The following is a 25,654-nucleotide window of genomic DNA, read 5'->3' on the forward strand; positions in this document are numbered from 1 at the left end:
ACCGGTACGGCTCGCCGGTTCACCGGCGTCTTGCGGCAAACCGGACACTTGCCGGACGCCACGCGGCACACGCGGCGTCCGGCACCATCCGGCGCCGATCAATTCGTGTCGCGCCCGTGCGCGACACGTGCTTGCGTGGCTACGCGATTACGCAGCCGATTCGCGTGCGGCCGCGGCGTCCTTGCGTGCGACGGCAGCCGTTTGCTTCGCGCCACGCGTGGCCGTTTCGCTGACCGCATCGAAGCCGCTTTGCGCGGCTTCGATCGCCTGGCCGGTCGCGGCGCGCACCGAATCGGCTGCGGCGGTCGCCGCCGACAGCGCCGAGTTCAGCGCGGCCACCACCGGTGCCGAGCCGGCCGGCGCATGCTTCGACAGTTCGCCGAGCACGTCCTTCAGGCGCTTGTCGTTCTGTTCGTATTGCGCTTGCGCGACCTTCGCCCATTCGGACTGCGTCGACACCGCGATGTCGAACAGATGGCGGCCGTACGACACGGCCTTGCCTGCCGCTTCCTGCGGTGCGGCGACCTGCTGCGCGAAGCCCACGGCCGGGTTGCTGCTGTTGAATGCGTTCTTCAGCTTGTCCTCGTATTCCTCGAGCGCCGTCCGGGCCGCTTGCAGGTTGAGTTCGACGACAGCCTCGAAACCTTGGATCGCCGGACGGGCAATTGCGAACCACGCTGCAATACCGGATTGATATTCGGCGTTGATTTTTTCGGGGGCAAATACGGACATCGGGCACGCTCCTGTTAGCAATGCGAGAGACGACGCAAAGAAAATTGGAAGCCGGATCGACAGCAGGCTTCCTTATTGACAACCCGGCACTTATTTGAGTGCGGGAAGTTGAAGGAGCCCATTCTAGATCGATTAATTGTCAATTAAATGGCATTAATACTAGGTGTAAACCCTTATTTCCATCCAGGCGACCGCTGGAACCCGTGATGCGCCGACATCGCAGACATGCCCGCACCTCACTCGGTCCCGCAATGCATTTTTACCTTTTTACAGGATAACGGATCATGACGTCGCGCAACATTTACCAATCCATTATTCCGTTTATTAGAAAACCGGGACGCATTGAAAATGTAGCGGTCACTTATGTAATCGTTTTTTCTGGATTTATTATGAAATCGTTTTCGGGATTATTAATGACGAAATCAATGATCGGATGAATTACGGTCGCAATAAAAAAACGGCCGCATGATGCGGCCGCGGATTCGTCAGGCAGGTGCGGAATCAGCCGGCCAGTTCGCGATGCAGCGCGAGGAACTCCTGCGCGAGCTTGTGCCCGGGTTCCAGATGGATCACCGGCTTGGACTGCTGATGCGACTCGCGAATCTTCACCGACGCCGACAACCTCGACGCGAGCACCGGCAGCCCCTCCTCGACGAGTTCGTCGACCAGCCGCTGCGGCAGGCTCGCCCGCGGCTGGAACTGGTTGATCACGATCCCTTCCACCTCGAGCGCCGCGTTGTGGTCCTGCTGGATTTCCTTCACGTTCTCGAGCAGCGTGTACAGCGCGCGACGCGAGAAATCGTCGCAGTCGAACGGGATCAGGCAGCGCTCGACCGCAATCAGCGCCGAACGCGTATAGAAATTCAGCGCGGGCGGCGTGTCGATGTACACGGCGTCGTAGGTGTCGAGCTCGTTCAGCGCGTCGCGCAGCTTGTAGATCTTGTAGCGCGACTCGAGCTTGCCGTGCAGCGTGTCGAGTTCCGGATGCGCGGGCATCACGTCGAGCCCTTCGAACGGGGTCGGATGAATGAACGACGCGACGTCGACCGGGCGGAAGTTGAAGGTCAGCGCGGTTTCGAAGAAATCGGCGACACCCGGCTGCGCGTCGGCGGCGGCGTCGCCGAGCAGGTAGCGCGTTGAGTTCGCCTGCGCATCGAGATCGATGACGAGCGTGCGCAGCCCTTCGCTCGCGCTGATCGCCGCCAGGTTGCAGACGATCGTCGATTTTCCCACGCCGCCCTTCTGGTTGAATACGACCCGCCGCATTGTGTCTCCTCGATCGAATACGTCGAAAAGGCAAGCTTAGCCGGTCAATAATGGCGGTCGCGTGACGCAGGTCGAATTGTGCGCATTCTGGCACGGGGTGTCTCAGCGGCGCGTCACCGGCCCCGAGACGTACTGGTTGCCCGGGACGCTCCAGCGCCACGGCAGTTCCGTGCCGACACGAATGCCGATGCGCGGGCCGCCCGCCAGATCGGCGGGCGGCGCGATGCCATCGTCGACGATCGCGAACCCTTCGTGCGCACCGATCAGGTCGACACCGTCCTGCGCACCGCCGATCCCCATCGCCTGAGCCAGCCGCGCCGGCCCCCGGCACAGGTCGCGATCGCGCGTCCGCGGCGGCCGTGCCGCACGCATTTGCTCGAGCCCGTGCAGCGGCTCGAGCGCACGGATCAGCACGCCCGTTCCCGTGCCATCCGGGCCGCACACGCAGTTGCAGCACCAATGCATGCCATACGTGAAATAGACATACAGGTGCCCCGGCGGCCCGAACATCGTCGCATTGCGCGGCGTCTTGCCGCGGTAGGTATGCGCAGCCGGGTCGATCGCACCGGCATAGGCTTCCACTTCGACGATCCGCCCGGCACGGCCGTCCGCGGCCGCGAGGATCTTGTTCAGCAGTTGCGGCGCGACGTCGGTGGCGACTCGGTCGAAGAATGCGCGGGGCAGCACGGTGCCCGGCCACCGGGGCGAGGGTTCACCGCGCCGCATCCTGCCCCTCCAGTTGGAGACCGGAAACGGCCTTCGCCTGCAGACGAAGTTGACGGTATGCGTCGACCAGATCGTCGAGACTGAACGCGAGGTTTCGCCCGCTCGGATTGGGCAGCACCCAGACGCTCGCCCCCTGCATCCGGGCCGGTTGCAGCCCCCACTCGATTTCTCGCTGCCCGGAAAGCGCGGAGTACGCCGCCTTGCCGAGAAAGGCGACGAAGCGCGGCGCGTAGCGCGCCAGCTTCTGGTCGAACTCGGCAGCCGCGGCAATGAATTCCGCGCGCGAAAGCTGATCGGCGCTCGCGGTCGGCCGCTTCACCACCGCGGTCAGGCCGCAGCCATATTGAAGAATCGCATGATCGTCCTGCGGCGAGATTTCCGCCGCCGTGAAGCCCGCGAGATGGATCACGCGCCAGAAGCGGTTGCCTCTCCCGGCGAAGTGATGCCCGGTGGCGGCCGCGGTCAAGCCGGGGTTGATCCCGCAAAACAGCACGTCGAGATGCGGTGCGATGAGGTCGGGAAGTTCGTCAGCCACGGTTTGCCTGGCACGCAAGGAACATCGACGTAAACGAAACAAGGCCCGAAGGCCCGGGCCAAGCAACTGGCTTGACTCGGACGTTCGGGCCCATCGTGATGCGGGATGCCGACTTGCCGATCAGAACGGAATATCGTCGTCCATCTCGTCGAAGCCGCCGCCTGCCGGCGCGCTCGGACGGATTTGCGCGCCGCCGCCTGCACCGCCACGCGCTGCGCCGCCGGCACGACCGCCGCCGCCACCGCCGCGCTCCATCTGCTCGCCACGGCCACCGCCGCCACCACCGTAGCCGCCGCCGTAACCGCCTTCGTCACCGCCACCACCGCCGCCGCCGCCCGCACCGCGGCCGCCGAGCATCTGCATCTGGTCGGCGACGATTTCGGTCGAGTAACGATCCTGGCCGTCCTGACCCTGCCACTTGCGCGTGCGGATGCGGCCTTCGATATAGACCGACGAACCTTTCTTCAGGTACTCGCTGACGATTTCCGCCAGACGACCGAAGAACGCGACGCGATGCCACTCGGTCATTTCCTTGAAATCGCCGCTAGCCTTGTCCTTGTAGCGGTCGGTCGTCGCGAGACGGATGTTCGCAACCGCGTCGCCGCTCGGCAGGTAACGGACTTCAGGATCGGCGCCGAGATTGCCGACGAGGATGACCTTGTTGACGGATGCCATGTGTTTCTCCAGTAAATTCGATGCCGGGCCGCCCGCTCATGCTGTCGGTGCGGCCCGCCGGGCAAGCCGGCGAAAGTCGCCGGGGCCTGCCCGAAATGAGTTCAGGCCTTGCGCGGCGGCGCTTTCATGCTGGCCGCGATTATAAGCCACGCGGCAACGAGCCCTGAACACGTGTAGAAGACCGTATTGGCCCCACCGTGCTTCAGCAGCCAGCCGCCCACGATACCGCCGAGCGCGAGCCCGACCGACTGCGTGGTGTTGTAAACACCCGTGGCCGCGCCCTTGCGCGAACCGGGCGCGAGCTTCGACACGAGCGACGGCTGCGACGCTTCCAGGATGTTGAAGCCGAGGAAGTAGACGAAAAGAACCGCCGCCACAATCAGGATGGTATGCGGCGCGCTGCCCAGCAGCAATTGGCCGATCAGGATAGCCAGGATGCCGCCGAGCAGCACCGGTTTCATCTTGCCCCGTTTTTCCGCGACGATGATCGCCGGGACCATCATCACGAACGCGAGCCCCATCACCGGCAGATAGACCTTCCAGTGCGAGGCGACCGGCAGGCCGCCGTCGACGAGCAGGCGCGGCACGACGAGGAACAGCGCCGTCTGCGTCGCGTGCAGCACCAGCACGCCGAAGTTCAGGCGCAGCAACTCGACGTTGTGCAGCACCTCGGCGAACGGCGCGGGCACGTGCACGGGCTTGGCCGCATCGGGCACGATCCACAGCACGACGCCGATCGCGAGGATCGACAGCACGCCGACGATCGCGAACAGCCCGCTCATCCCGACCCAGTGGAACACGATCGGCGCACCGACGATCGCGACCGCGAACGACACGCCGATCGAGCCGCCGACCATCGCCATCGCCTTCGTGCGGTTCTGCTCGGAGGTCAGGTCGGCGATGAACGCGAGCACCGCGGACGACACCGCGCCCATCCCCTGGATCACGCGGCCGACGATGATCCACGTGATGTCGTGCGCGGACGCGGCGACGAAGCTGCCGATCGCGAAGATCACGAGGCCGGTCGCGATCACCGGCTTGCGGCCGAACTTGTCGGACGCCCAGCCGTAGAAGATATAGAACAGCGACTGCGTGACGCCGTAAGCCCCGAGCGCGATGCCGACGAGCAGCACGTTGTCGCCGCCCGGGATGGTTTTCGCGTAGACCGAGAACACCGGCATGATCATGAACAGGCCGAGCATGCGCAGCGCGAAGATCGCCGCGAGCGACGTGGTCGCGCGCAATTCGGGCGCGGTCATGCGGGAAGACGTGGCAGACGGATTGGACATCGGGAATGAATTTCGAATGATCGGAATGTCCGCCCGACACCGGGCGGCGGAAGATCAGGACCAGCGGCCCGGGAGGCTTGGCCGGCAACACGTCGGGGCAGGATTCAGGCAGCCCGCAGGCCGCCCGGAACCGCGCGGCGCGGCCGCTGCGGCCACTTTTCCCGGCGCAGGCGCCATCTTGCTGCCACCTGCTGCTAAGGCTGGGGACCCCAAACGACGGCCTCGAAAAGCCGTTATAGTAGCAGGTTTGGTTCCCTCCATTTTCGCCAGGTTCATGGAACAGATCCGCATCCGTGGGGCGCGTACCCACAACCTGAAAAACGTCAATCTCGACCTGCCGCGCCACAAGCTGGTCGTGATTACCGGGTTGTCGGGATCGGGCAAGTCGTCGCTCGCGTTCGATACCCTTTATGCCGAAGGCCAGCGCCGCTACGTCGAAAGCCTGTCCGCGTATGCCCGCCAGTTCCTGCAGCTGATGGAGAAACCCGACGTCGACCTGATCGAAGGCCTGTCGCCGGCGATCTCGATCGAGCAGAAGGCGACGTCCCACAACCCGCGTTCGACCGTCGGCACGGTCACGGAAATCCACGACTACCTGCGACTTTTGTTCGCACGTGTCGGCACGCCGTACTGTCCCGACCACGACATCCCGCTGGAAGCGCAAAGCGTGTCGCAGATGGTCGACGCGGCGCTCGCGTTGCCCGAGGAAACCAAGCTGATGATCCTCGCGCCCGTCGTCGCGGATCGCAAGGGCGAGCATGCCGAGCTGTTCGAGGACATGCAGGCGCAGGGTTTCGTGCGCTTTCGCGTGCGCTCGGGCGGCGGCGCCGCGAACGAAGGCGTCGCGAAGATCTACGAGGTCGAGTCGCTGCCGAAGCTGAAGAAGAACGACAAGCACACGATCGACGTCGTCGTCGATCGTCTCAAGGTGCGCCCGGACATGAAGCAGCGCCTCGCCGAATCGTTCGAGACGGCGCTGCGCCTCGCCGACGGCCGCGCGATCGCGCTCGAGATGGACACCGACCGCGAGTACCTGTTCAGCTCGAAGTTCGCGTGCCCGATCTGCTCGTACTCGCTGCAGGAGCTCGAGCCGCGCCTGTTCTCGTTCAACAACCCGATGGGCGCGTGCCCGGAATGCGACGGCCTCGGCCAGATCACGTTCTTCGACCCGAAGCGGGTCGTCGCGCACCCGTCGCTGTCGCTCGCCGCCGGCGCCGTGAAAGGCTGGGACCGCCGCAACCAGTTCTACTTCCAGATGCTGCAGAGCCTCGCGGCGTTCTACGAATTCGACATCGACGCCGCGTTCGAGGATCTGCCGGAAAAGATCCGGAAGGTGCTGCTGTTCGGCTCGGGCAAGCAGACGATCCCGTTCTCGTACATCAACGAGCGCGGCCGCACGACGATCCGCGAGCACGTGTTCGAAGGGATCATCCCGAACCTCGAACGCCGCTACCGCGAGACCGATTCGGTCGCGGTGCGCGAAGAGCTGTCGAAGTACCAGAACAATCAGCCGTGCCCGTCGTGCGACGGCACGCGCCTGCGCCGCGAAGCGCGCCACGTGCGGATCGGCACGGGCGACTACGCGCGCGGCATCTTCGAAATCAGCGGCTGGCCGCTGCGCGACGCGCTCGGCTATTTCGACGGTCTGTCGCTCGACGGCGCGAAGCGCGAGATCGCCGACAAGGTCATCAAGGAAATCGTCGCGCGCCTCACCTTCCTGAACAACGTCGGCCTCGACTACCTGTCGCTCGAGCGCAGCGCGGAAACCCTGTCGGGCGGCGAGGCGCAGCGCATCCGGCTCGCGTCGCAGATCGGCTCGGGCCTCACGGGCGTGATGTACGTGCTCGACGAGCCGTCGATCGGCCTGCACCAGCGCGACAACGACCGCCTGATCGCGACCCTCAAGCACCTGCGCGACCTCGGCAACTCGGTGATCGTCGTCGAGCACGACGAGGACATGATCCGCACCGCCGACTACGTCGTCGACATGGGCCCGGGCGCCGGCGAGCACGGCGGCGTGATCGTGGCCGAGGGCACGCCGAAGCAGGTGCAGTCGAATCCGCAGTCGCTCACCGGCCAGTACCTGCTCGGCAAACGCGTGATCGAGTACCCGGACGAGCGGCTCGCGCCCGATCCGGAGCGGATGCTGCGCATCGTCGACGCGCACGGCAACAACCTGAAGCACGTCGATCTGGAGCTGCCGGTCGGCCTGCTGACCTGCATCACCGGCGTGTCGGGCTCCGGCAAGTCGACGCTGATCAACGACACGCTGTATCACGCGGTCGCGCGCCACCTGTACGGCTCATCGGCCGAGCCGGCGCCGCACGAGGCGATCGAGGGCCTCGAGCACTTCGACAAGGTGATCAACGTCGACCAGTCGCCGATCGGCCGCACGCCGCGCTCGAACCCGGCCACGTATACGGGCCTGTTCACGCCGATCCGCGAGCTGTTCTCGGGCGTGCCGACCTCGAAGGAGCGCGGCTACGATCCGGGCCGTTTCTCGTTCAACGTGAAGGGCGGCCGCTGCGAATCGTGCCAGGGCGACGGCGTGCTGAAGGTGGAAATGCACTTCCTGCCGGACGTCTACGTGCCGTGCGACGTGTGCCACGGCAAGCGCTACAACCGCGAAACGCTCGAAGTGCAGTACAAGGGCAAGAACATCAGCGAAGTGCTCGACATGACGGTCGAGCACGCGTACGAATTCTTCAGCGCGGTGCCGGTCATCGCGCGCAAGCTGAAGACGCTGCTCGACGTCGGCCTCGGCTACATCCGCCTCGGCCAGTCGGCCACGACGCTGTCGGGCGGCGAGGCGCAGCGCGTGAAGCTGTCGCTCGAACTCTCCAAGCGCGACACCGGCCGCACGCTGTACATCCTCGACGAGCCGACCACCGGCCTGCACTTCCACGACATCGCCCTGCTGCTGGAAGTGATCCACCGGCTGCGCGACCAGGGCAACACGGTCGTGATCATCGAGCACAACCTCGACGTGATCAAGACGGCCGACTGGGTGATCGACCTCGGCCCCGAAGGCGGTGCCGGCGGCGGCCAGATCATCGCGCAGGGCACGCCCGAGCAGGTCGCGAAAACGAAGGCGAGCTTCACCGGCAAATACCTCGCGCCGCTGCTCAAGCGCACGGCCCGCAAGGTCGCGGCCGGCTGACGCGTCGCCTGCCTCCCCTCCCGCGCGGCCGCCCGGCCGCGCGCCCTTGCGCCCCGCCGAACCGGCCCCTTCTCGTTTTCCCTCCGGCGTTTACACCATGCGCCAAACGGCCCCGTTGCGGACCATAATGGCAGCTATACTTTACGGTCGTAAGGTTCGCCGTACGCACCAATCCGGTGCGGCGTCGGGCGAACACGGCTCTGCCGCGCATTCCGCGGCATGACACACGAACGACAGGAATCCACGATGGAGAAGCAACCAGACTCGTCGCGCGATGCGCAGAATCGCGAACCGCACCTGCGCAGCGTGCGGCTGACGAGCGACTTCAGCCTGCCGAAGCTGTCGGCGCTCGAGATCGGCAGCTATGCGTTCGCGATCCTCGCGATGTGGCTCGTGATCGAACTCAAGCTGCTCGGCGGGCTGCTGGCCGGCCTGCTGGTCTACCAGCTGATCCATACGATCGCCCCCGTGATCGAACGCCACACCACGAGCATGCGCGCGCGCTGGGTCGCCGTCGTGCTGCTGTCGATCGCGATCGTCGGCGCGTTGACGGGCCTGACGATCGGCATCATCGAACACTTCGAGCGCACGGTGCCGAACCTGCAAAGCCTGCTCGACCAGCTGATGCAGATCGTCGAGCAGACCCGCGCCCGCACGCCGGCCTGGATCGCGAACCTGCTGCCGGTCGACGTCGAGCAGATGAAGACGAAGGCCGCCGTGCTGATGCACTCGCACATGGACCAGCTCCAGCAAAGCGGCAAGAGCGTCGCGCGCGGCTTCGGCCACGTGCTGTTCGGGATGATCATCGGCGCGATGATCGCGATCGGCGTCGAGCACGGCAAGGTACGCCGGCCGCTGTCCACCGCGCTCGTCACGCGCGTGTCGCGCTTCGCCGACGCATTCCGCCGGATCGTGTTCGCGCAGATCAAGATCTCGGCGATCAACGCGGTGTTCACGGGCATCTACCTGCTCGTCGCGCTGCCGATCTTCCACCAGCGGCTGCCGCTGTCGAAAACGCTCGTGCTCGTCACGTTCATCGTCGGCCTGCTGCCCGTGATCGGCAACCTGATCTCGAACACGCTGATCGTCGCCGTGTCGCTGTCGGTCAGCATGGGCACCGCGATCGCGTCGCTGGCGTTCCTCGTGGTCATCCACAAGCTCGAATACTTCCTGAACGCGAAGATCATCGGCGGCCAGATCGAGTCGCGCGCATGGGAGCTGCTGCTCGCGATGCTGATCATGGAGGCCGCGTTCGGGCTGCCGGGCGTGATCGCCGCGCCGATCTTCTACGCGTATCTCAAGCGCGAGCTGTACCTGCTGCGGCTGATCTGAAGCAGCCCGCCCGCCAACAGCGATAAAAAAACGCCGCGCCCCGTGAAGGGCGCGGCGTTTTTGTCTGTGATTGCCCGCCAGCCGACGGCGGCAATCGGCATTCAACACATCAGCGGAACACGACCGTCTTCGTCCCGTTCAGCACGATCCGGTGCTCGACGTGCCACTTCACCGCGCGCGCGAGCGTCACGCATTCGACGTCGCGGCCGATCGCGGTCAGCTGGTCGGGCGTCATGCTGTGATCGACGCGCTCGACTTCCTGCTCGATGATCGGGCCTTCGTCGAGATCGGTCGTCACGTAGTGCGCGGTCGCGCCGATCAGCTTCACGCCGCGATCGAACGCCTGGTAGTACGGCTTCGCGCCCTTGAAGCTCGGCAGGAACGAATGGTGGATGTTGATCGCGCGGCCGGCGAGCTGCTTGCACAGGTTCGGCGACAGGATCTGCATGTAGCGCGCGAGCACGACGAGATCGGCCTGGTGCTCGTCGATCACTTCCAGCACGCGCGCTTCCTGCGCGGCCTTCGCGGCATCGGACGAGCCGCCGATCAGCGGAAAGTGATGGAACGGGATGTTGTAGCTCGCGGCGAGCTGGTAGAACTCCTTGTGGTTCGACACGATCGCCGGGATCTCGATCGGCAGCTGGCCGGTGCGATAGCGGAACAGCAGGTCGTTCAGGCAGTGGCCGATCTTCGACACCATGATCACGACGCGCGGCTTCACGGCCGCGTCATGCATTTCCCAGCGCATCGAGAACTGCTCGGCGAGCGGCGCGAATTCCTTGCGAAGCGTGTCGAGCGCCGTCGCGGCATCCGCGCCGCCGCCGTCCTGCTCGAAGTGCACGCGCATGAAGAACTCGCTGGTGCGGCTGTCGCCGAACTGCGCCGAATCGAGGATGTTGTTGCTGCGCTCGAACAGGAAGCCCGAGACCGCATGGACGATGCCGTGCCGGTCGGGGCACGACAGTTTCAAGATAAAGCTGTGATCGGTCGGCATGACCGCTACTCCCTTCGTTTCCGTATTCGTCAAATTGCCCGTTCGCGCCGCCAGGCTGCGCGCGGCACGCGTCACGCGGCCGGTGCGAACAGGGCGTCGATGCCCGCCGCGTCGGCCGCCGGGATCCAGCGGTGGCGCAGCAGCGTGTCGAGCGTCGCGAGGCTCGCATCCATCGTCGCGCGGCCGGCGCGCAGCCAGCCGATCACCTCGGGCACGCCGGCCAGCAGGTGCTCGGCCACTTCGCCGTCCTGGTTGCGCGGCGCGAAGTCGCGCGGCAACGGCAGGTCGTACACGAAGATCAGTTCGGACTGCGTGCCTTCCGGCAGCGAGCACAGCACCTGCACCGCGCGGCCCGCGATCGCGCGCGCGGCCAGTTCGGCCGGAATGCCGGCCTCTTCCCAGCATTCCTTCGCGAGCGTCTCGTGAACGCCCAGGCCCCAGCCGATTCCGCCGGCGACGACGTTGTCGAGCATGCCGGGGTCGGTTGCCTTGGTCTCGCTGCGGCGGCCGAGCCACATTTGCGGGACGGCCGCGGCGGACGGCTCGCCCGGCGCAACCGCATATTCTACGATGCCGTTCAGATGCACCGCGTAAGTCTGCGTGCCGAAGAAGCGCGATGCGGCGCGCTCGATGTACGCGAGCGGCGGATCGTCGAAGCGGTTACGGATCGCGTAGATCTCGTCGCGCCAGCCGGGAATCGCGCCTTCGGCCGCGAGCGCGCCGATCGCGCTCGCCAGCGCCATGCTGCGTGCGTCGACCGAATCGTAGCGCGCCGACAGCACGACGCGCTCATCGGCCAGCTCGAACACGTCGGGCCAGCGCGCCAGCATCGCGACGTCCTGGCGGCGCACCCAGCCGACTGCCTGGCCGGCAATCTCGAAGCGCAGGTGCGCAGCGGGATCGAAGCGGCGCGCGGCCGCAATGCACGGAAACGTCATCGTCGGTCAGTCCTTCAGCGCCACGCGGATGCCGATCGCGATGAACGTCGCGCCGGCGATCCGGTCGAGCCACACGCCGGCCTTCGGGCGGCGCTTCAGCCACGCGCCGATCATGCCCGCGCCGACGCCGAACAGCGAGAAGACCGCGGCCGTCTGCAGCATGAACAGCGCGCCGAGTTCGAACATCTGCAGCGTGACGCTCTGCGCGCCGTGCGGATCGACGAACTGCGGCAGGAACACGACGAAGAACAGCGTGACCTTCGGGTTCATCAGGTTGCCGATCACGCTTTGCCGGAAGATCGTGCCGAGCGGCTGCGGCGGGCGCGCATGCGCATTCGAGAGCCCCTGGCTGCGCAGCGCCTTGATGCCGATCCACACGAGGTATGCGGCGCCCGCGAGCTTCAGGATCTGGAACGCGACCGGCGACGAACGCAGCACGGCCGCGACGCCGAGCGCCGCGAGCGTCGTGTGGAACAGGATCCCGGCCGTGAAGCCGAGCGCGGCGACGAAGCCGGCCGCGCGGCCTTGCGAGATGCCGCGTGCGAGTACCTGCAGGTTGTCGGGCCCCGGCGCGAACGTGATCGCGATCGACGTGGCGAGAAACAGCATGAAGTTGGGCATCGTGACCTCGCTGCGTAACGTGGAAGCTCAGGCAGGCCGGCGTTCAGTGGCCGGCGAATTCGGTGACGGTATAAACCGGCAGTCCCGCATTGCGCAGCAGCGCCGAGCCGCCGAGATCGGGCAGGTCGATGATCGCCGCGCCTTCGACGACTTCCGCGCCGAGCCGCTGCAGCAGGTTGCGCCCCGCCATCATCGTGCCGCCGGTCGCGATCAGGTCGTCCATGATGATCACGCGGTCGCCGGGGCGGCACGCATCTTCATGGATCTCGACCGTCGCGCTGCCGTATTCGAGGTCGTACGATTCCGAGCGCGTCTTGTACGGCAGCTTGCCGACCTTGCGGATCGGCACGAAGCCGACGCTCAGTTCGTACGCGACGATCGGCGCGATGATGAAGCCGCGCGCATCGAGGCCCGCGACGTAGTCGAGCTTCGCATCGACATAGCGCTCGACGAACAGGTCGACGAGGATGCGCAGCGCCTTCGGGCTCTGCAGCAGCGTCGTGATGTCGCGGAACATCACGCCCGGCTGCGGCCAGTCGGGCACCGTGCGGATCTGGCTGTGAATGAAGGCGACCGGATCGAGCGGTGCGCCCGACGACGAATGCGGCATGAAACTCTCCGAAAAAAACGGTGCGCGAAGATCGGGCACCGTTTCGAATAAATACGGGTCAGGTTATCAAACCAGGCGCGGCTCAGGCGGCCGCGGCTGGCGGTTCGCGCCGATGGCGCGACAGCCGCTCCTCTGCGAGCGCGAGCGCCTCGGGCAGCCCGCGCAGCACGACGATGTCGCTCGCGCGCAGCTTGGTTTGCGGATCGGGTTCGACGCCGCGGATACCATGCCGGCGAATCGCCGTGACTTCGAGCCCGAGTGCATACAGCCCCAGTTCTTCCAGCGAACGCCCGACCGCGTCCGCGCGCGCATCGACCGGCACCGATTGTAGCCGCACCTGCTCGTGGTCGTCGTCGTCCGCGTCGTCCGCGCCGCGGAAATAGCCGCGCAGCAGGCTGTAGCGTTCGTCGCGCATCTCCTCGACGCGCCGCACGACCTTGCGCATCGGCACGCCGACCAGCACCAGCGTGTGCGACGCGAGCATCAGGCTGCCCTCGACGATCTCCGGAATCACCTCGGTCGCACCGGCCGCAAGCAGCTTCTCGAGATCGGCGTCGTCGACGGTGCGCACGATCGCGGGCAGCGTCGGCTCGAGTTCGTGCACGTGATGCAGCACGCGCAGCGCGGACGGCGTGTTCGCATAGGTGATCGCCACCGCCGCCGCACGGTGGATACCGGCCGCGAGCAGCGACTCGCGGCGCGCCGCGTCGCCGAACACGACCGATTCGCCGGCCGCCGCGGCCGCGCTCACGCGATCGGGGTCGAGGTCGAGCGCGACGTACGAAATGCCTTCCTGTTCGAGCATCCGCGCCAGGTTCTGCCCTGCACGGCCGTAGCCGCAGATGATCACGTGGCCCCGCTGCTTGAGGCTTTGCGTCGCGATCCGCGTCATCTGCAGCGACTGCTGCATCCATTCGGTCGACGACAGCCGCATCACGATCCGGTCGGCGTTCTGGATCAGGAACGGCGCCGCGAGCATCGACAGCAGCATCGACGCGAGAATCGCCTGCAGCAGCGTCGAATCGACGAGATGCCGGTCGAGGATCAGGTTCAGCAGCACGAAGCCGAATTCGCCGGCCTGCGCGAGCCCGATGCCGGTGCGCATCGCGACGCCCGGTGTCGCGCCGAACAGCCGCGCGAGCCCGGCGATCATCGTCCCCTTGAACAGGATCTGCCCGACGAAGAAACCGAGCACGAGGAACGGGTGCTCCCAGATCACGCGCGGGTCGAGCAGCATCCCGGTCGTCACGAAGAACAGGCCGAGCAGCACGTCGCGGAACGGCTTGATGTCCTCCTCCACCTGATGGCGGAACGGCGTCTCGGAGATCAGCATCCCCGCGATGAACGCGCCGAGCGCGAGCGACAGGCCGAAGCGGTCGGTGATGAATGCGGCGCCGAGCGTGACGAGCAGCAGGTTCAGCACGAACAGTTCCTGCGAGCGGCGCCGCGCGACGACGTTGAGCCAGCGCGTCATGAAGCGCTGGCCGATGACCAGCAGCAGCGTGAGCGCGATCACGATCTTGACGGCCGCGAAGCCGAGCGTGATCGCGAGGTCCTTCGACGATTCGGCGCCGAACGCGGCGATCACGATCAGCAGCGGCACCACCGCGAGATCCTGGAACAGCAGCACGCCGAAGATGTTGCGGCCGTGCTCGGTCTCGATCTCGAGCCGCTCGGCGAGCATCTTCGACACGATCGCCGTCGACGACATCGCGAGCGCGCCGCCGAGCGCGATGCTGCCCTGCCACGTGATGTGCACCCAGTGCTCGAACAGCATGCCCAGCACGAGCGCGAGCACGAGCGTCGCGACGACCTGCAGCAGCCCGAGCCCGAACACGAGCCGCTGCATCGCCCTCAGCTTCGCCAGCGAGAACTCGAGGCCGATCGAAAACATCAGGAACACCACGCCGAATTCCGCGAGATGCTCGGCCCGCTCCAGATCCGCCGCGATGCCGAACGCATGCGGGCCGACCAGGATGCCGACGGTCAGGTAGCCGAGCATCGGCGGCAGGTTCAACGAGCGGAATACGACGACGCCCACCACTGAGGCCAGCAGCAGCAGCAGGGTCATTTCGAGCGGGGAAATCACGGGCGAAGCGTCCTCGTTCGTCGGGGCCACGGCAATGCGGGCGCGGGTGGTGGCGGTGGTCAGGCAACCTCGGACGAGTCCGAAGGCCCGGCGCGGCGAACAAACGCCTTTGCTATACTCCGCGCATGATAGCGAAAATCAATGATGACCGGGCGCTCGCGCTCGCCCGCGACGTGCTCGACATCGAGGCGGACGCCGTGCGCGCGCTGCGCGACCAGCTCGACGGCGGCTTCGTCCAGGCCGTCGCGCTGCTGCTCGGCTGCCGCGGCCGCGTGGTGGTGTCCGGTATCGGCAAATCGGGGCATATCGCCCGCAAGATCGCGGCCACGCTGGCCAGCACCGGTACGCCGGCCTTCTTCGTCCACCCGGCCGAGGCCAGCCACGGCGACCTCGGGATGGTCACCTCCGACGACGTCTTCATCGGCATCTCCTATTCCGGCGAATCCGAAGAACTCGTGGCGATCCTGCCGCTCGTGAAGCGGATCGGCGCGAAGCTGATCGCGATCACGGGCCGCGCGGAATCGAGCCTCGGCACGCTCGCCGACGTGAACCTGAACGCCGCGGTCTCGAAAGAGGCCTGCCCGATGAACCTCGCGCCCACCGCGAGCACGACCGCCGCGCTCGCGCTCGGCGACGCGCTCGCCGTGGCGGTGCTCGACGCGCGCGGCTTCGGCTCGGAAGATTTCGCGCGCTCGCACCCGGGCGGCGCGCTCGGCCGGCGCCTGCTCACCTACGTGCGCGACGTGATGCGCTCGGGCGACGACGTCCCGTCCGTCGGGCTCGACGCGACACTGTCGGACGCCCTGTTCCAGATCACCGCGAAGCGCCTCGGCATGACCGCGGTGGTCGACGCCGGCGGCAAGGTCGCGGGCATCTTCACCGATGGCGACCTGCGCCGCGTGCTCGCGCGTGACGGCGACTTCCGCACGCTGCCGATCACCGACGTGATGACGCGCGACCCGCGCACGGTTGCACCGGATCACCTGGCGGTCGAGGCCGTGGAACTGATGGAGCGCCATCGGATCAACCAGATGCTGGTGGTCGATGCCGACGGCGTGCTGATCGGCGCGCTGAACATGCACGACCTGTTTTCGAAGAAGGTGATCTGATGAGCGCAGCGCTGACTGCGGCCGAACGCGCGAGCCGCGTGAAGCTGATGATTTTCGACGTCGACGGTGTGCTGACCGACGGCGGCCTGCTGTTTACCGCGGCCGGCGACGCGATGAAGTCGTTCAATTCGCTCGACGGCCACGGCGTGAAGCTGCTCGGCGAAGCCGGCATCGCGACCGCGATCATCACGGGCCGCCGCTCGGAGATCGTCGCGGCGCGTGCGAAGGAAATGAAGATCGCGCACCTGTTCCAGGGCGTCGAAAACAAGCTCACCGTGTTCACCGACCTGATCGCCTCGCTCGGCCTCACCGCCGACCAGTGCGGCTACATGGGCGACGACTGGCCCGACCTGCCCGTGATGCTGCGCTGCGGCTTCGCGACGGCCCCCGCGAACGCGCATCCCGAGGTGATCGCCCGCGCGCACTGGGTGGCCGAGGCTCGCGGCGGCCATGGCGCCGTCCGCGAAGTCTGCGACGCGATCCTGCGCGCGCAGCGCCGCTACGACGCGCTGCTCGCGGCCGCCTGCGGAGCCTGACGGATGAACACGCATTTCCGCTGGACCCAGTTGCTGCCGCTCGTCGCGGTCGCCGCGCTCGCGGGCATCACCTGGTGGCTGCTGCAGGCCACGCTGCCGCCGCCCGGCGAGGGCACCGTGCAGCCGAAGCGCCACACGCCCGACTATTTCGCCGACAACTTCTCGGTCACCGAGCTCGACCAGTCGGGCGCGACCCAGTACCGGCTGACGGCCGCGAAGCTGATCCATTACGAAGACACCGAAGACAGCGATCTGACCGATCCGGCCATGCGCGCGTTCCAGCCCGGCAAGCCGGTCGTGACGACCACCTCGAAGCGCGGCACCGTCAACGGCGACGTGTCGATCGTCGACTTGTACGACGACGCGCGCATCCTGCGCGCGGCCGGCGGCGGCGATCCGCAGATGCAGGCTGATTCCCAGCATTTCCGGATCTTCGTCAATGACGATGTGATCCAGACCGAAAAGCCGGTTAAACTTCAGCGCGGCCTGTCGCTCGTCAACGCGACCGACGGCATGAAGTACAACAACGTCACCCGGGTCATCGAGCTTTACGGCAACGTGCGCGGCACGATCGCCGCGCAGGACACGTCCGGCGGCTCGAAAGCTCAACCCAAGTGACGCATCCCTCACGTGACTGCATGAACGAATCGTTCCCTCGACAGATTTCCGGCGGCGCTGCGCGCGCCGTCCGCGCCGCGCTTGCCGCGACGCTCGTGGCGCTCCCGCTGGTCGGGCTGGCGCCGCTCGCCCATGCCGAGAAGGCCGACCAAGGCAAGCCGATCAACGTCGAGGCCGACAACCTGACCTATGACGACCTGAAGCAGGTCACGGTCGCGACCGGCAACGTCGTGATCACGAAGGGCACGATCATCATCAAGGGCGATCGCGTCGAAGTGCGCCAGGACCCGGAAGGCTATCAGTACGCCACTTCGTTCGGCAGCGGCAAGAAGCACGCGACGTTCCGCCAGAAGCGCGAAGGCCTCGACGAGTACATCGACGGCGACGCCGAGCGCATCGACTACGACGGCAAGCAGGACCTGACCACGCTGACCACCGCCGCGACCGTGCGCCGCCTGCAGGGTACGTCGACCGTCGCCGATACCGTGCACGGCAGCGTGATCACGTACGACGGCCAGCGCGACTTCTACACCGCGAAGGGCGGCAAGGACGTCGCCGCGCCGGGCAACCCGAACGGCCGCGTGCGCGCGATGCTGTCGCCGAAGAACGGCGGCCCCGCGCCGCTGAACGGCGCACCGGCAAAGCTGTCGCCGTCGACCACGATCCAGGGGGCGCCGGGCCAATGAACGCGCTACCGAACCGCCAGCCGGCCGGCACGACGAGCTCGCTCGTCGTCCGCAACCTGAAGAAGCGCTACGGCTCGCGCACGGTCGTCAAGGACGTGTCGCTCGACGTGAAGAGCGGCGAAGTCGTCGGCCTGCTCGGCCCGAACGGCGCCGGCAAGACCACGTCGTTCTACATGATCGTCGGCCTGGTGCCGCTCGACGCGGGCGAGATCTCGCTGAACGGCAGCTCGATCAGCCTGCTGCCGATCCACAAGCGCGCGTCGCTCGGCCTGTCGTACCTGCCGCAGGAAGCGTCCGTGTTCCGCAAGCTGACCGTCGAGGAGAACATCCGCGCGGTGCTCGAGCTGCAGCATGGCGAAGACGGCAAGCGGCTGTCGAAGGACGCGATCTCGTCGCGCGCCGAAGCGCTGCTCGACGAGCTGCAGATCGCCCACCTGCGCGAGAATCCCGCGCTGTCGCTGTCGGGCGGCGAACGGCGCCGGGTCGAAATCGCGCGCGCGCTGGCCACCAACCCGAACTTCATCCTGCTTGACGAACCGTTCGCCGGCGTCGACCCGATCGCGGTGCTCGAGATCCAGAAGATCGTCAAGTTCCTGAAGCAGCGTAACATTGGCGTGCTGATTACCGATCACAACGTCCGCGAAACGCTCGGCATCTGCGACCACGCCTACATCATCAGCGACGGCTCGGTGCTCGCCGCCGGCGCGCCAAGCGAAATCATCGAAAACGAAAGCGTACGCCGCGTGTACCTCGGCGAACACTTCCGGATGTAACTCCTCCTCGTGGCTGGCTGCACCCCGCCCGGCGTCGCCGCGCGGGGCCGCGCCCCGCTTCGCGGCCATGCCCGCGGCCGGGCGGCGCGCCGCGCGTAATCGCGGATGGCTCAACGCGCCTGGGTCGTGGCAAACTGCCGGTATGACTCCCTCCTTGCCATGAAAGCCAGCCTTCAACTCCGCCTGTCGCAACATCTGGCGCTGACGCCCCAGCTACAGCAGTCGATCCGGCTCCTGCAGTTGTCGACGCTCGAATTGCAGCAGGAAGTCGCGATGGCCGTCGCGCAGAACCCGCTGCTCGAGAACGAGGATGAATGGATCGCGAGCCCGCTGCGTGTCGCTGCGGACGGATCGCTGATCGCGCAGACGCCTCCCGCGCAGAACACCGAGCCCGCAGCGACCAACGGCAGCAGTTCGTCGAGCGATCGTGCCGAGCGCGACGAGCCGGCCGGCGCGGACGAATACGACGGTTATGCATCCGGCGACGGCAACGACGGCCCGCAGTGGAACCTCGACGAATACGGCCGCTCGAGCGGCGCATCCGACGACGACGACCTCCCGCCGCTGCAGGTGCAGGAAGCGGCGACGTCGCTGCGCGACCACCTGTCCGCGCAGTTGCGCGTCACGCAGGCCGGCCCGCGCGACCGCGCGCTCGTGATGTTCCTGATCGAATCGCTCGACGACGACGGCTACCTGACCGCCACGCTCGATGAAGTGCTCGCCGACCTGCCGCCCGAGCTGGAGATCGACTGCGACGAACTGAACGCGGCGCTCGCGCTGCTGCACAGCTTCGATCCGGCCGGGGTCGGTGCCCGTTCGGCATCCGAATGCCTGAAGCTGCAGTTGCTGCGCCTCGATCCGTCCCCGACACGCACGCTCGCGCTCGAGATCGTGTCGCAGCATCTCGAGCTGCTCGCCGCCCGCGACTTCACGCGGCTGCGCAAGCATCTGAAGGCGAGCGACGACGCGCTGCGCGACGCGCACACGCTGATCCGCTCGCTGGAGCCGTTCCCCGGCGCCGCATACGGCAAGGCCGAGGCCGACTACGTCGTGCCCGACATCATCGTGAAGAAGGCCGGCCAGGGATGGCTCGCGGAGCTCAATCCGGAGGTCGTGCCGCGCCTGCGGATCAACAACCTTTACGCGAACATCCTGCGCAACAGCCGCGGCGATCCGTCGGCCGGTTCGCTCAAGCAGCAGCTCCAGGAAGCACGCTGGCTGATCAAGAACATCCAGCAGCGTTTCGACACGATCCTGCGTGTCGCGCAGGCCATTGTCGAGCGTCAAAAGAACTTCTTTGCGCACGGTGAAATTGCCATGCGCCCCTTGGTTTTGCGGGAAATTGCTGATACGCTGGGCCTACACGAGTCGACTGTCAGCCGTGTGACAACCGGGAAGTACATGCTGACCCCGTTCGGGACGCTTGAATTTAAGTACTTCTTCGGATCTCACGTCTCGACCGACACCGGTGGCGCCGCTTCGTCGACAGCCATCCGAGCCCTCATCAAGCAACTGATAGGAGCTGAAGACCCTAAATCGCCACTTTCGGACAGCCGCATTGCCGAGCTGCTGGCAGAACAGGGATTCGTGGTCGCGCGCCGCACGGTTGCGAAGTATCGCGAAGCCCTCAAGATCCCGGCAGTGAATCTGCGCAAGTCTCTTTAAGCCTGCTGCCTGCCCGGCGGCAGGCGTGTCCCGACCACCGCGCACACGGGGAACAGGCCGGGCGACCTGTCCGCGATACGCCGCCTTCATGCGGCACGGGCAAGTCGACCGGAGCGCCGCCTCGATGCGGCCGGGTGGTCACTCGCTTGGAGAAGCACTATGAACCTGAAGATCAGTGGACATCATCTCGAAGTCACGCCTGCAATTCGCGAATACGTGATCACCAAGCTGGACCGGGTGCTACGGCATAGCGATCAGGTGATCGATGGCACTGTGATCCTCTCGGTCGACAACCACAAGGAAAAGGACAAGCAGCAGCGCGCGGAAATCAACCTGCACCTGAAGGGCAAGGACATCTTCGTCGAAAGCGCGAACGGTAACCTGTATGCAGCGATCGACCTGCTGATCGACAAGCTGGACCGCCAGGTCGTCAAGCACATGGAGCGTCTGCAAACGCACGCGCACGACCCGATCAAGCTTCAACCGTCGATCGACCAGATCGAACTGCCGCCGCAGTAACCTTCACCGCAACACACACGTCGCCCGGTTCGCCGGGCGTTTTTTTTGCGACTCCGCGCAGGGGTGCAACCGGTCCGTCCGCGCTGCGCCACGCACGCGGCTGTGCTCTATAATGTTCCGGTTATCGCCGGGGGGCGCTGGATGCGGTAGCTGCCTTGCAGGTTGCCGATGCCGAACGCCTTGATATCGCCGAACATGGATAGTCAGTCTGCCGCCGCAAGGAGACCCCAGGCCGCCCAATCGCCTGCCAACATGAATCGCCTAGCCAAAATCCTGCCCATAGAGAACGTCGTCATCGACCTCTCAGTCACCAGCAAGAAACGCGTGTTCGAACAAGCCGGGCTGATGTTCGAGAATCAGAACGGCATCGCCCGCAGCACCGTCACGGACAACCTGTTCGCGCGCGAGCGCCTCGGCTCGACCGGGCTCGGCGAAGGCGTCGCGATTCCGCACGGGCGCATCAAGGGGCTCAAGCACCCGCTCGCCGCGTTCGTCCGGCTCGCCGATGCGATCCCGTTCGAAGCCCCCGACGGCCAGCCGGTCGGTCTCCTGATCTTCCTGCTCGTGCCCGAGCAAGCCACCCAGCAGCACCTCGAGATCCTGTCGGAAATCGCGCAACTGCTGTCCGATCGCGACGCGCGCGAGCGTCTGCACAACGAAACGGATATCGCCGAGTTGCATCGCCTGCTCACTCAGTGGCAACCTTGAGTTGATCCGGGCGGAATATTTTCCCGTACGCGGCGGCACACGCCGCCGTTCAGGGCCGCCCGGCACCGGCCCGGCATGGCGACGTCCGTCGCCGCGCGCACGCACCGGCCCATTGGAGTGACGAGAGTCATGGATACGTCCAGCATCAACGCCCAGAGCATCTTCGACGACAACGCGGCCACGCTGAAACTGAGCTGGCTGACGGGGCATGAAGGCTGGGAGCGCGGTTTTTCGGCCGACACCGTCGGCAATGCAACCTCGAGCGCCGACCTGGTCGGCCACCTGAACCTGATCCACCCGAACCGGATCCAGGTGCTCGGCGAAGCGGAAATCGACTACTACCAGCGGCAAACCGACGAAGACCGCTCGCGCCACATGGCCGAGCTGATCGCGCTCGAGCCGCCGTTCCTCGTCGTCGCCGGCGGCGCCGCGGCGCCGCCCGAACTCGTGCTGCGCTGCACGCGCTCGTCGACCCCGCTGTTCACCACGCCGATGTCGGCCGCCGCGGTGATCGACAGCCTGCGGCTCTACATGTCGCGCATCCTCGCGCCGCGCGCGACGCTGCACGGCGTGTTCATCGACATCCTCGGGATGGGCGTGCTGCTGACCGGCGATTCGGGCCTCGGCAAGAGCGAGCTCGGCCTCGAGCTGATCAGCCGCGGCCACGGCCTCGTCGCCGACGACGCGGTCGATTTCGTCCGACTTGGCCCCGATTTCGTCGAAGGGCGCTGCCCGCCGCTGCTGCAGAACCTGCTCGAAGTGCGCGGTCTGGGCCTGCTCGACATCAAGACGATCTTCGGCGAAACCGCCGTGCGGCGAAAAATGAAGCTGAAGCTGATCGTCCAGCTCGTGCGGCGCCCCGACGGCGAATTCCAGCGCCTGCCGCTCGAAAGCCAGACGGTCGACGTGCTCGGCCTGCCGATCAGCAAGGTCACGATCCAGGTCGCGGCCGGCCGCAACCTCGCGGTGCTCGTCGAGGCGGCTGTCCGGAACACGATCCTGCAGTTGCGCGGAATCGACACGTTGCGCGATTTCATGGATCGGCAACGACTCGCGATGCAAGATCCCGACAGTCAGTTCCCCGGCAAACTGGTGTAACCGCACGCGCCGGCCACGCAACGCCGACGCGTCGAGCCGGTGCTATGATGAAACGTCAGGATTCTCTGCTTCCCATGCGCATCGTCCTCATCACCGGCATCTCCGGCTCAGGCAAGTCCGTCGCGCTGAACGCGCTCGAAGACGCAGGCTATTACTGCGTCGACAACCTGCCGCCGCACGTGCTTCCCGAACTCGCCCGCTACCTCGCCGAGGATGGCAAGCGCCGGCTCGCGGTCGCGATCGACGCGCGCTCGAGCGCGTCGCTCGACGAAATGCCCGGCCTGATCCGCGATCTGTCGCGCGAGCACGACGTGCGCGTGCTGTTCCTCAACGCGAGCACCCAGGCGCTGATCCAGCGCTTCTCCGAGACGCGCCGCCGCCATCCGCTGTCCGGCTCGCTGTCGCACGATGCGGACGTCGGCCTGCTGTCGTCGCTCGAGGAAGCGATCGAGCGCGAACGCCACCTCGTCGCGCCGCTCGCCGAATTCGGCCACCAGATCGACACCAGCACGCTGCGCGCGAACGCGCTGCGGACGTGGGTCAAGCGCTTCATCGAGCAGAAGAACAACGACCTGATGGTGATGTTCGAATCGTTCGGCTTCAAGCGCGGCGTGCCGCTCGACGCCGACCTGATGTTCGACGTGCGCGCGCTGCCGAATCCGTACTACGACCACCAGTTGCGCCCGCTCACCGGGCTCGACCAGCCGGTCATCGCCTTTCTCGACGCACTGCCGATCGTCCACCAGATGATCGACGACATCCATGCGTTCCTGATGAAATGGCTGCCGCACTTCCGCGATGACAACCGCAGCTACCTGACCGTCGCCATTGGCTGCACCGGTGGGCAGCATCGGTCGGTGTTCATCGCGGAAACGCTCGCCGCGCGCCTTGCGCACGACGCGAACGTGATCGTGCGGCATCGTGACGCGCCAGTGGATGTCGACGCGTCGTCGCGGCTCGTCTCCGAGGTCGACCGACCCTAGCGACGCCCGCCCCAACGCCCGCGCGCCATGTCCTCCCTATCGACCACCCTGATCGACCTGCCGCTGTTTCCGCTGCACACGGTGCTGTTTCCGGGGGGCCTGCTCCCGCTCAAGGTGTTCGAGGCGCGCTATCTCGACATGGCCCGCGCGTGCCTGCGCGACGACGCACCGTTCGGCGTGTGCCTGCTGAAGAGCGGGCCGGAAGTCGCGCAGGACGGCGCCGTATCGGTGCCCGAGACCATCGGCTGCATGGCGCGCATCACCGAATGCGATACCGGTGAATTCGGCATGCTGTACCTGCAGGCGGTCGGCACGCAGCGTTTCGAGCTGCTGTCGTACCGCGTCGAAGGCAACGGGCTGCTGGTCGGCATCGCGGAGCCGCTGCCCGACGACATCCCGCTCGAAGGCGAGCAGTCACTCGCGCAGTTCGGCTCGTGCGCCGAGGTGCTCGAGCGCATCATCGACGCGCTGAAGAAGTCCGATCCGGAGAAGATGCCGTTCGGCGAACCGTTCCGCCTCGACGATCCGAGCTGGGTATCGAACCGTCTCGCGGAACTGCTGCCGCTCGACCTGCGCGCGCGGCAGAAGCTGATGGAGTTTCCGGACGTCGGCGCGCGCATCGATGCCGTGCACCACGTGCTCGACCGGCATGGCTGGTTATAGCGTGCCCGGGACCTGTCGCTTTGCCTGAGCTATCCGGGAGAGGGCATCCCACGAGGGGCTTCCGTCCGGGCGAAAAGCCGGGCCGGCGTTTCCCGAATCACCCCAGACAGCCATTTCGCGCCAGCCAACCCAAGGCGACTTCCGTCGGCACGAAAAACCACGAGCGTCCGACGTCTCCCTGAAAACGCGGCATGCGCCGCGCCTCTCCCCTTCGTTACAGCAGCGGCCCGCTCAGCGCATCGAGCAGCTTGCGCACGGGCGCCGGCACGCCGTACGCGTCGAGCCGGCTCAGCGGCACCCAGGCGGTGTCCGCGTCCCGCGCGCCGGCAGGCAGACCGCCGTCGGCCATGTCGCTCAGCCGCGGCTCGATCTCGAGCCGGAAATGCGTGAACGTGTGCGTGAGCGGCGCGAGCGGCACCGTGCCGCCGCCGCCGAAGCCGCGTGCGAGTTCCGCGAGCGCGGCGTCGCCGTCCGCCTGCGGCAGGCTCCACAGCCCGCCCCAGATGCCGGTCGGCGGCCGCCGCTCGAGCAGCACGGCGTCACCGTCGCGCAGCACGAGCATCCAGGTCTTGCGGGTCGGCACGGCCTTCTTCGGCCGGGCGGCCGGCAGTTCGCGCTGGCGGCCCGTCGATTGCGCGACGCAGTCGCCCGCGAACGGGCAGCGCGCGCAATCGGGCTTGCCGCGCACGCACAGCGTCGCGCCGAGATCCATCAGCCCCTGCGTGTACGCGCTGACGTCGGCCGCGTTCGCGGCGTCGGGCAACAGCGATTCGGCGAGCGCCCACATGTCGTTCTCGACACGCTTCTCGCCCGGGAAGCCCTCGACGCCGAACACCCGCGCAAGCACGCGCTTCACGTTGCCGTCGAGGATCGTCGCGCGCGCGCCGTACGCGAACGACGCGATCGCCGCGGCCGTCGAACGGCCGATGCCCGGCAATTCGGCCAGCGCGTCGGGCGTCGCCGGGAACGCACCACCGTGCTCGGCGACGACGACCTGCGCGCAGCGATGCAGGTTGCGCGCGCGCGAGTAGTAGCCGAGCCCCGCCCAGAGCGCCATCACGTCGTCGGTCGGCGCGGCCGCGAGCGCGGCGACGTCGGGGTAGCGTTCGAGAAAGCGCGTGTAATACGGGATGACGGTCGATACCTGCGTCTGCTGCAGCATGATTTCCGACAGCCAGATCCGGTACGGATCACGGGTGTTCTGCCACGGCAGGTCGTGGCGGCCATGCTCGCGCTGCCACGCGACCAGGCGCGTGGCGAACGTGCGATGCAGCGGCGTGACGGGGAACGGAGCGGGGGCGATGCGGGGAGGCTTCAAGTTATCTAATT

At 66.6% G+C, this 25,654-nt stretch carries 25 protein-coding genes; 13 read left to right on the forward strand and 12 right to left on the reverse strand.

From position 1 onward, the window contains the following. Positions 1–147 precede the first annotated feature (147 nt). The 6 genes from phaP to CFB40_RS15165 form a co-directional block, all read right to left on the reverse strand. The gene (gene phaP / locus CFB40_RS15140) at positions 148–732 is read right to left on the reverse strand and encodes a TIGR01841 family phasin (protein WP_089426339.1); all 585 of its coding nucleotides are present in this window, start codon (positions 730–732) and stop codon (positions 148–150) included. Positions 733–1,233: 501 nt separating this feature from the next. Continuing rightward, positions 1,234–1,998 carry a ParA family protein gene (locus CFB40_RS15145; RefSeq protein ID WP_039345972.1) on the reverse strand — a complete coding sequence of 255 codons (765 nt, stop codon included), beginning with the start codon at positions 1,996–1,998 and terminating at the stop codon, positions 1,234–1,236. Positions 1,999–2,100: 102 nt separating this feature from the next. Then, complete coding sequence (locus CFB40_RS15150; RefSeq protein WP_089431694.1) at positions 2,101–2,724, reverse strand: DNA-3-methyladenine glycosylase; 624 nt, start codon at positions 2,722–2,724, stop codon at positions 2,101–2,103. Further along, the gene (gene mug, locus CFB40_RS15155) at positions 2,711–3,259 is read right to left on the reverse strand and encodes a G/U mismatch-specific DNA glycosylase (protein ID WP_089431695.1); all 549 of its coding nucleotides are present in this window, start codon (positions 3,257–3,259) and stop codon (positions 2,711–2,713) included. The genes CFB40_RS15150 and mug overlap by 14 nt, the downstream gene beginning before the upstream one ends. 120 nt (positions 3,260–3,379) lie before the next feature. Next, entirely contained in the window at positions 3,380–3,934 is a 555-nt protein-coding gene (locus tag CFB40_RS15160) for a single-stranded DNA-binding protein (RefSeq protein ID WP_089431696.1), read from the reverse strand. Between the two features lie 101 nt (positions 3,935–4,035). Then, entirely contained in the window at positions 4,036–5,223 is a 1,188-nt protein-coding gene (locus CFB40_RS15165) for an MFS transporter (RefSeq protein ID WP_089426342.1), read from the reverse strand. A gap of 274 nt (positions 5,224–5,497) precedes the next feature. On the opposite strand from CFB40_RS15165, the gene uvrA reads away from it, so the two are divergent. Continuing rightward, complete coding sequence (gene uvrA / locus CFB40_RS15175) at positions 5,498–8,383, forward strand: excinuclease ABC subunit UvrA (RefSeq protein WP_089426343.1); 2,886 nt, start codon at positions 5,498–5,500, stop codon at positions 8,381–8,383. A gap of 246 nt (positions 8,384–8,629) precedes the next feature. After that, on the forward strand, positions 8,630–9,715 hold the full coding sequence (locus tag CFB40_RS15180; protein WP_174973068.1) for an AI-2E family transporter: 1,086 nt from the start codon (positions 8,630–8,632) through the stop codon (positions 9,713–9,715). Positions 9,716–9,824: 109 nt separating this feature from the next. Here CFB40_RS15180 and purU read toward each other — a convergent pair whose 3' ends face one another. The 5 genes from purU to CFB40_RS15205 form a co-directional block, all read right to left on the reverse strand. Further along, positions 9,825–10,709, reverse strand: a complete 885-nt coding sequence (purU, locus tag CFB40_RS15185; RefSeq protein WP_089426344.1) for a formyltetrahydrofolate deformylase — start codon at positions 10,707–10,709, stop codon at positions 9,825–9,827. 71 nt (positions 10,710–10,780) lie between these two features. Then, the gene (locus CFB40_RS15190) at positions 10,781–11,647 is read right to left on the reverse strand and encodes an NUDIX hydrolase (RefSeq protein ID WP_089426345.1); all 867 of its coding nucleotides are present in this window, start codon (positions 11,645–11,647) and stop codon (positions 10,781–10,783) included. 6 nt (positions 11,648–11,653) lie between these two features. Then, positions 11,654–12,268: a LysE family translocator gene (locus tag CFB40_RS15195; protein WP_059233178.1), complete on the reverse strand. Its 615-nt coding sequence runs from the start codon at positions 12,266–12,268 to the stop codon at positions 11,654–11,656. Between the two features lie 43 nt (positions 12,269–12,311). Beyond that, positions 12,312–12,878, reverse strand: a complete 567-nt coding sequence (locus tag CFB40_RS15200; RefSeq protein WP_011353218.1) for an adenine phosphoribosyltransferase — start codon at positions 12,876–12,878, stop codon at positions 12,312–12,314. Positions 12,879–12,960: 82 nt separating this feature from the next. Then, positions 12,961–14,967: a monovalent cation:proton antiporter family protein gene (locus CFB40_RS15205; RefSeq protein WP_089426656.1), complete on the reverse strand. Its 2,007-nt coding sequence runs from the start codon at positions 14,965–14,967 to the stop codon at positions 12,961–12,963. A gap of 125 nt (positions 14,968–15,092) precedes the next feature. Here CFB40_RS15205 and kdsD point away from each other — a divergent pair, with 125 nt between their 5' ends. The 11 genes from kdsD (at position 15,093) to CFB40_RS15260 (ending at position 24,325) form a co-directional block, all read left to right on the forward strand. After that, on the forward strand, positions 15,093–16,076 hold the full coding sequence (gene kdsD / locus CFB40_RS15210) for an arabinose 5-phosphate isomerase KdsD (protein ID WP_039345999.1): 984 nt from the start codon (positions 15,093–15,095) through the stop codon (positions 16,074–16,076). Next, complete coding sequence (locus CFB40_RS15215; RefSeq protein ID WP_089426347.1) at positions 16,076–16,612, forward strand: KdsC family phosphatase; 537 nt, start codon at positions 16,076–16,078, stop codon at positions 16,610–16,612. Before kdsD ends, CFB40_RS15215 begins: the two co-directional genes overlap by 1 nt. A 3-nt stretch (positions 16,613–16,615) precedes the next feature. Then, on the forward strand, positions 16,616–17,230 hold the full coding sequence (lptC, locus tag CFB40_RS15220) for an LPS export ABC transporter periplasmic protein LptC (protein ID WP_089426348.1): 615 nt from the start codon (positions 16,616–16,618) through the stop codon (positions 17,228–17,230). Positions 17,231–17,250: 20 nt separating this feature from the next. After that, a complete protein-coding gene (lptA, locus tag CFB40_RS15225) occupies positions 17,251–17,916 on the forward strand; it encodes a lipopolysaccharide transport periplasmic protein LptA (RefSeq protein WP_089426349.1) in 666 nt (221 codons plus the stop codon). Further along, positions 17,913–18,689, forward strand: a complete 777-nt coding sequence (gene lptB, locus CFB40_RS15230) for an LPS export ABC transporter ATP-binding protein (RefSeq protein WP_039346017.1) — start codon at positions 17,913–17,915, stop codon at positions 18,687–18,689. The genes lptA and lptB overlap by 4 nt, the downstream gene beginning before the upstream one ends. 159 nt (positions 18,690–18,848) lie before the next feature. Beyond that, positions 18,849–20,354, forward strand: coding sequence for an RNA polymerase factor sigma-54 (locus CFB40_RS15235; RefSeq protein WP_089431697.1), 1,506 nt, complete (start codon positions 18,849–18,851; stop codon positions 20,352–20,354). A 159-nt stretch (positions 20,355–20,513) separates the two neighbouring features. After that, complete coding sequence (gene hpf / locus CFB40_RS15240; RefSeq protein ID WP_006477786.1) at positions 20,514–20,873, forward strand: ribosome hibernation-promoting factor, HPF/YfiA family; 360 nt, start codon at positions 20,514–20,516, stop codon at positions 20,871–20,873. A gap of 168 nt (positions 20,874–21,041) precedes the next feature. Beyond that, the gene (locus CFB40_RS15245) at positions 21,042–21,581 is read left to right on the forward strand and encodes a PTS sugar transporter subunit IIA (protein WP_089426657.1); all 540 of its coding nucleotides are present in this window, start codon (positions 21,042–21,044) and stop codon (positions 21,579–21,581) included. Between the two features lie 129 nt (positions 21,582–21,710). Then, entirely contained in the window at positions 21,711–22,679 is a 969-nt protein-coding gene (gene hprK, locus CFB40_RS15250; protein ID WP_011353227.1) for an HPr(Ser) kinase/phosphatase, read from the forward strand. A gap of 74 nt (positions 22,680–22,753) precedes the next feature. Further along, a complete protein-coding gene (gene rapZ / locus CFB40_RS15255; protein WP_069248889.1) occupies positions 22,754–23,662 on the forward strand; it encodes an RNase adapter RapZ in 909 nt (302 codons plus the stop codon). 27 nt (positions 23,663–23,689) lie between these two features. Further along, positions 23,690–24,325, forward strand: a complete 636-nt coding sequence (locus CFB40_RS15260) for an LON peptidase substrate-binding domain-containing protein (protein WP_089426352.1) — start codon at positions 23,690–23,692, stop codon at positions 24,323–24,325. Positions 24,326–24,539: 214 nt separating this feature from the next. Here the strand turns inward: CFB40_RS15260 and mutY are convergent, their stop codons facing one another. Next, positions 24,540–25,643 (reverse strand): A/G-specific adenine glycosylase, encoded by a 1,104-nt coding sequence (gene mutY, locus CFB40_RS15265; protein ID WP_089426353.1) that lies wholly within the window; start codon positions 25,641–25,643, stop codon positions 24,540–24,542. Positions 25,644–25,654: the final 11 nt, after the last annotated feature.

This window comes from Burkholderia sp. AU31652, assembly GCF_002223155.1.
GTDB lineage: Bacteria > Pseudomonadota > Gammaproteobacteria > Burkholderiales > Burkholderiaceae > Burkholderia.

Coding starts and splice junctions, on each gene's coding strand:
- phaP (WP_089426339.1), bottom strand. CDS start 732: ATGTCCGTATTTGCCCCCGAAAAAATCAACGCCGAATATCAATCCGGT.
- CFB40_RS15145 (WP_039345972.1), bottom strand. CDS start 1,998: ATGCGGCGGGTCGTATTCAACCAGAAGGGCGGCGTGGGAAAATCGACG.
- CFB40_RS15150 (WP_089431694.1), bottom strand. CDS start 2,724: ATGCGGCGCGGTGAACCCTCGCCCCGGTGGCCGGGCACCGTGCTGCCC.
- CFB40_RS15160 (WP_089431696.1), bottom strand. CDS start 3,934: ATGGCATCCGTCAACAAGGTCATCCTCGTCGGCAATCTCGGCGCCGAT.
- CFB40_RS15165 (WP_089426342.1), bottom strand. CDS start 5,223: ATGTCCAATCCGTCTGCCACGTCTTCCCGCATGACCGCGCCCGAATTG.
- uvrA (WP_089426343.1), top strand. CDS start 5,498: ATGGAACAGATCCGCATCCGTGGGGCGCGTACCCACAACCTGAAAAAC.
- CFB40_RS15180 (WP_174973068.1), top strand. CDS start 8,630: ATGGAGAAGCAACCAGACTCGTCGCGCGATGCGCAGAATCGCGAACCG.
- purU (WP_089426344.1), bottom strand. CDS start 10,709: ATGCCGACCGATCACAGCTTTATCTTGAAACTGTCGTGCCCCGACCGG.
- CFB40_RS15190 (WP_089426345.1), bottom strand. CDS start 11,647: ATGACGTTTCCGTGCATTGCGGCCGCGCGCCGCTTCGATCCCGCTGCG.
- CFB40_RS15195 (WP_059233178.1), bottom strand. CDS start 12,268: ATGCCCAACTTCATGCTGTTTCTCGCCACGTCGATCGCGATCACGTTC.
- CFB40_RS15200 (WP_011353218.1), bottom strand. CDS start 12,878: ATGCCGCATTCGTCGTCGGGCGCACCGCTCGATCCGGTCGCCTTCATT.
- kdsD (WP_039345999.1), top strand. CDS start 15,093: ATGATAGCGAAAATCAATGATGACCGGGCGCTCGCGCTCGCCCGCGAC.
- CFB40_RS15215 (WP_089426347.1), top strand. CDS start 16,076: ATGAGCGCAGCGCTGACTGCGGCCGAACGCGCGAGCCGCGTGAAGCTG.
- lptC (WP_089426348.1), top strand. CDS start 16,616: ATGAACACGCATTTCCGCTGGACCCAGTTGCTGCCGCTCGTCGCGGTC.
- lptA (WP_089426349.1), top strand. CDS start 17,251: ATGAACGAATCGTTCCCTCGACAGATTTCCGGCGGCGCTGCGCGCGCC.
- lptB (WP_039346017.1), top strand. CDS start 17,913: ATGAACGCGCTACCGAACCGCCAGCCGGCCGGCACGACGAGCTCGCTC.
- CFB40_RS15235 (WP_089431697.1), top strand. CDS start 18,849: ATGAAAGCCAGCCTTCAACTCCGCCTGTCGCAACATCTGGCGCTGACG.
- hpf (WP_006477786.1), top strand. CDS start 20,514: ATGAACCTGAAGATCAGTGGACATCATCTCGAAGTCACGCCTGCAATT.
- CFB40_RS15245 (WP_089426657.1), top strand. CDS start 21,042: ATGCCGAACGCCTTGATATCGCCGAACATGGATAGTCAGTCTGCCGCC.
- hprK (WP_011353227.1), top strand. CDS start 21,711: ATGGATACGTCCAGCATCAACGCCCAGAGCATCTTCGACGACAACGCG.
- rapZ (WP_069248889.1), top strand. CDS start 22,754: ATGCGCATCGTCCTCATCACCGGCATCTCCGGCTCAGGCAAGTCCGTC.
- CFB40_RS15260 (WP_089426352.1), top strand. CDS start 23,690: ATGTCCTCCCTATCGACCACCCTGATCGACCTGCCGCTGTTTCCGCTG.